This window comes from Paraburkholderia sp. (assembly GCF_034668105.1).
GTDB lineage: Bacteria > Pseudomonadota > Gammaproteobacteria > Burkholderiales > Burkholderiaceae > Paraburkholderia.
Window position 1 is genome coordinate 1 of sequence record NZ_JAXDPY010000455.1, and the last position, 4763, is coordinate 4763.

Sequence of the window (4763 nt, forward strand, 5' to 3'; positions counted from 1 at the left end):
GCCCTGATCCATCATCGACTCGCGCGGCGCGACTGCCGGTTGCGTTAGCGGGGCCCTCACGCCAACTGCGCCGAAGACAACCATGCTGTCCCCAATCGGCGGAAAAGCCAGAAAATCAATCTCGTTCTCTGTGATAAAGATCCGGCTAACGTTGAGGTCCAGGCGAGCAAAACTGGCGGCGTCTAGCGTAACGTCCTGCTCTGGCGGGATGAAATAGCGCCTTCTTTGCATCCAGCACGCGGAAGCGGTTATCCGCGTCGACTTTGTCACCTCATCTACCCAATCCGCGCGAAAAATCACTCACATGCGAGGAGCCCAGGGCCACGAGCGGCGAATAGCGGCCTTATTCTCCGCGTAATTTGCGGTTAATAATTTGCGTCTGCGGGGAAAGTAGACCATAATCTCCGCATGAAACGCGGAGATTCGCTATACATCTGGCAGTCCCCCGAGTGGCCCGCATGGCGCTATGACTTGTCGCGCCTTGTGGCTCCGCTCGCGGAGGTCTCGCGCGTTCAAGGCGTACTCCTCGGCCGTCTTGCCGACGTGGGCCTGACGCTACGCAGCGAGGCCAGTCTTGTCGCGCTAACCGAAGACGTCGTGAAAACCAGCGAGATAGAGGGCGAACAGCTCAATGTCGCTTCGGTGCGTTCGTCGATCGCGCGCAAGTTGGGTGTCGATATTGGCGCGCTTGCGCCCGTCGACCGTCACGTCGAAGGCGTCGTGGAGATGGTGCTCGACGCCACCTTGAACTGCTCGGCAGAAGTCTCAAAAGAGCGTCTGTTTGGATGGCACGCTGCGCTGTTCCCGACCGGCTTCAGCGGTATGTCCCGGATCAGCGTCGCCAACTGGCGCGACGACGCCAAAGGGCCGATGCAAGTCGTTTCCGGTCCGATCGGGCGTCAGAAGGTCCACTTCGAGGCGCCTCCCGCAACACGGCTGGACACGGAGGCGGATCGGTTTCTCGCCTGGCTGAACAACGATTCGGCCGATCCTCCGCTGCTCAAGGCAGGGCTCGCTCATCTCTGGTTCGTTACGCTGCATCCCTTTGACGACGGCAACGGCCGCATCGCGCGAGCCATTGGCGACCTGCTGCTGGCGCGCGCCGACGGCAGCCCGGAGCGCTTCTACAGTTTGTCGGCACAGATCCAGCGCGAGCGGAACGACTATTACGACGTTCTCGAGCGCACCCAAAAAGGCTCCCTCGATATCACCGAGTGGCTGGCATGGTTCCTCGATGCCTTGCATCGCGCAATCGATCATGCGCAACTCACGCTGAACGTCGTGCTGTCCAAGGCGCGCTTCTGGCAGCGCTGGGCGAGCACGGCGTTCAACGAGCGGCAAGTCAAACTGCTGAGCCGTCTGCTCGATGGTTTCGACGGTAAGCTGACCAGCAGCAAGTGGGCAGCCATTGCGAAGTGTTCACCCGATACCGCGCTGCGTGACATCGGCGAACTCATCGCATTCGGCGTGTTGAAAAAATCAGCGGCCGGTGGCCGCAGCACCTCGTACGAACTCGCTGACGAGCGCTAAATAAGTCGCTCGACTTATCCACAGTCCCCTCTGGACAACTTTTGTACAAGCCACCTGACACGTTGTGGGCGAAACTTTGATAAACCCGCTGCCTTGCCAGGTCGGCCAAAAGTTTTCCCTGGCTCCTTGCTCCTGTCCGCGTACGCTCCGCAGGGTTATCGATTCCGCAGTCCCTTGATCCGTAAACGAAGTTCCACGTTATCCACAGCCCGATGCGAGGCTTGTTAACTATTACTACGTATACATATACAAAGACTATAAAAACCAGAGAGGCATCCGGAAAGCACGCTGCGTAAACATGCACAACCGCAGCACACGTCCCGAAGATCCATCAAACCAACGGCAAACAGATCTCGGTCAGAAGATCAGAAGGCGCAGTCTCCTTCGGGCTATTCAAATACTCCTCGAACACCGGCGCGTCCGCTGCTTCACGCCCGGACTGCACGAGCCACGTCCCATACAACCACTCGTAAGCCGCACGCATATCGCTGTACGGTCCCTTGTGCCGCAACACCGCGTACTCACCGCCTTTCACATGGGCAACCGAAACCGGCGGACTCACCGTCACCGAAGCCTGCACCGGATGCGGCAACAGCACGCCAGCCTTCGACCGCAACGCGTTCTCTTCCACCACCCCAGGATCGTCGTAGTAAATCCCGATCATGCGCATCTGCCCCGCCAGCAGATTATGTTTCGCCAGCCAGCCAAACAATCCATCGAACGCTTTGCCGATCTGCATATACGGCCCCACGTGATCCACCGACAAAACCTCCATCGGCTCAACGTGACGAATCACCACTTCACGTATCGTCATTTGATCGTCTCCTGAAAGCGCCGGACGAAACCGGCGATGTGTGCCTTGCTTGCGATACTGCGCCGGCGGAATGCCGAACGCCGGTCGAAAGGTGCGAGAGAAAGACTGCAAACTGCTATAGCCCGAGCGCTCGGCAATCTCGGCGATCGGCATCGAACCATTCGCCAGATCACCCGCCGCGCGATGCAGCCGCAAGCGGCGCACGGTGGTCGCGACGGTCTCTCCGTACATCGCCTGATAGATGCGATGCCAGTGATACGGCGACATGCAGGCGACCTCGGCTAAACGGTCGATATCCAGCGGTTCGTCTAGATGATCGTAAATGTGGTCAAGCACGCGACCGAGCCGGTTTTCATAGCGCGCCCGATTGTCCGATGGGTTCATGAGTCAGTGATCGATCAGGAGAAAATCGCCGAAGGGATGCGAATAAAAGTACCACGGCGCCATTTACCAAATCCTGCGAATTTCGCCGGAATGCGCGTGAACCGCGGTAAGCATCCGCTGACACAATTCTCTCCGAACTTTGCCGAATTTCGATAACGCCTCGAATATTGGCTCACTACCATCGGCTGAAGCCTGTCCGCCCATGCACCGCAAAGCCTTGCGGCGTCGCGCAAGCGGCCACATCAGGAGCGCCCGATGAAATCAGAGTCCAAAAGTCAGCACGTCGGTAAAGTCACACATCATGAGTTGAAGCAGACGCTCGGCACCTGGCAGCTGTGGGGAATCGCGGTTGGTCTGGTTATTTCCGGCGAGTATTTCGGCTGGAGTTACGGCTGGGCAAGCGCCGGCACGCTCGGCTTCGTCATCACGGCGGTCTTTATTGCGGCGATGTACACCACTTTCATTTTCAGTTTCACCGAACTGACTACATCGATTCCGCATGCGGGCGGCCCGTTCGCCTACGCGCGTCACGCCTTCGGCCCGACCGGCGGCTATCTGGCGGGCGCGGCGACTCTGGTCGAATTCGTCTTTGCGCCGCCCGCCATTGCGCTCGCGATCGGCGCCTATTTGCACGTGCAGTTTCCGGGTCTCGAGCCGAAACACGCGGCGATGGGCGCGTATCTCGTCTTCATGGCGCTCAATATCGTCGGCGTGCAAATCGCCGCGGCCTTCGAGTTGTGCGTGACGCTGCTCGCGATCTTCGAGTTACTGGTGTTCATGGGCGTCGTGTCGCCAGGCTTCCAGTGGTCGAACTTCACGAAGGGCGGCTGGGCAGGCGCGGATACGTTCAGCATGGGCTCGTTCCACGGCATGTTCGCCGCGATTCCGTTCGCAATCTGGTTTTTCCTCGCAATTGAAGGCGTCGCGATGGCCGCCGAAGAAGCCAAAAATCCGAAGCGTTCGATTCCGATCGCCTACATCACCGGTATTCTGACCTTGGTCGTGCTCGCGATCGGCGTGATGGTGTTCGCAGGTGCCGCCGGCGACTGGACCAAGCTCTCGAACATCAACGATCCGCTGCCGCAAGCCATGAAGTACATCGTCGGCGAACACAGCGGCTGGATGCATATGCTTGTGTGGCTGGGCCTGTTCGGATTGGTCGCGTCGTTTCACGGCATCATCCTCGGCTACTCGCGGCAAATCTTTGCGCTGGCTCGCGCGGGCTATCTGCCGGAATGGCTGTCGAAGGTGCATCCGCGCTTCAAGACGCCGCATCGCGCGATCATCGCCGGTGGTGTGGTCGGCATCGCCGCGATCTATAGCGATGAGCTGATTCAGGTCGGCGGCCAGACGCTGACGGCGAACATCGTGACGATGTCCGTATTTGGCGCTATCGTGATGTATATCATCAGCATGTTGTCGCTGTTCAAGCTGCGCCGTTCGGACCCGAACATGGAGCGCCCGTTCCGCGCGCCGCTGTTTCCGTTCTTTCCGGCGTTCGCGCTGGTGGCCGCGGTGATTTGTCTGGGCACGATGGTGTACTTCAATTTTCTGGTGGCGATCGTGTTCGCGATCTTCCTCGCGCTGGGCTACGTCTACTTCCTGTTGACGCGCCGTCAACGCGAAGTGGCGCCCACGGACACTTTGCTCGAAGAATGACGGATCGAGCCGCTCTGCAAGCAGCGGCGATGGAGTCGTAACGATGAGCTTTACCGAGACAATCGGCAGCCGCACTTATCGCTTCGCCGATCTGAAGACGTTGATGGCCAAAGCAAGTCCGCAGCGTTCGGGCGACCAGCTCGCGGGCGTCGCCGCGGCGAGCGAAGAGGAGCGCGTGGCGGCCAGGATGGCGTTGGCGCAGGTGCCGCTGCGCACCTTTCTCAACGAGGCATTGATCCCGTACGAAAGCGACGAGGTGACGCGCCTCGTGATCGACGTTCACTCGCCCGAAGCGTTCGCTGAGATATCGCATCTCACGGTCGGCGATTTCCGCAACTGGCTGTTGAGCACCACGACCGATGCCGACGCGCTCACG

At 59.5% G+C, this 4763-nt stretch carries 5 protein-coding genes; 3 read left to right on the forward strand and 2 right to left on the reverse strand.

The genetic code is table 11. The features are described 5' to 3' along the window. Window positions 1-231, reverse strand: a 231-nt coding sequence (locus QOC89_RS20410; RefSeq protein WP_323046674.1) for a Wadjet anti-phage system protein JetD domain-containing protein, incomplete at its 3' end; no start/stop codon positions are given. 177 nt (window positions 232-408) lie between these two features. Between QOC89_RS20410 and QOC89_RS20415 the strand changes: the two genes are divergently transcribed. Further along, window positions 409-1530 (forward strand): Fic family protein, encoded by a 1122-nt coding sequence (locus QOC89_RS20415; protein ID WP_323046675.1) that lies wholly within the window; start codon window positions 409-411, stop codon window positions 1528-1530. 331 nt (window positions 1531-1861) lie between these two features. Here QOC89_RS20415 and QOC89_RS20420 read toward each other — a convergent pair whose 3' ends face one another. After that, the gene (locus tag QOC89_RS20420) at window positions 1862-2728 is read right to left on the reverse strand and encodes an AraC family transcriptional regulator (RefSeq protein WP_323046676.1); all 867 of its coding nucleotides are present in this window, start codon (window positions 2726-2728) and stop codon (window positions 1862-1864) included. Between the two features lie 255 nt (window positions 2729-2983). On the opposite strand from QOC89_RS20420, the gene eat reads away from it, so the two are divergent. Continuing rightward, window positions 2984-4387, forward strand: coding sequence for an ethanolamine permease (gene eat, locus QOC89_RS20425; protein ID WP_323046677.1), 1404 nt, complete (start codon window positions 2984-2986; stop codon window positions 4385-4387). 43 nt (window positions 4388-4430) lie between these two features. Further along, the coding region (eutB, locus tag QOC89_RS20430; protein WP_323046678.1) for an ethanolamine ammonia-lyase subunit EutB at window positions 4431-4763 on the forward strand (333 nt) is incomplete at its 3' end.

What these genes read in the sequence shown, in the direction of transcription:
- QOC89_RS20415 (WP_323046675.1), top strand. Translation starts at nt 409, where the DNA reads ATGAAACGCGGAGATTCGCTATACATCTGGCAGTCCCCCGAGTGGCCC.
- eat (WP_323046677.1), top strand. Translation starts at nt 2,984, where the DNA reads ATGAAATCAGAGTCCAAAAGTCAGCACGTCGGTAAAGTCACACATCAT.
- QOC89_RS20420 (WP_323046676.1), bottom strand. Translation starts at nt 2,728, where the DNA reads ATGAACCCATCGGACAATCGGGCGCGCTATGAAAACCGGCTCGGTCGC.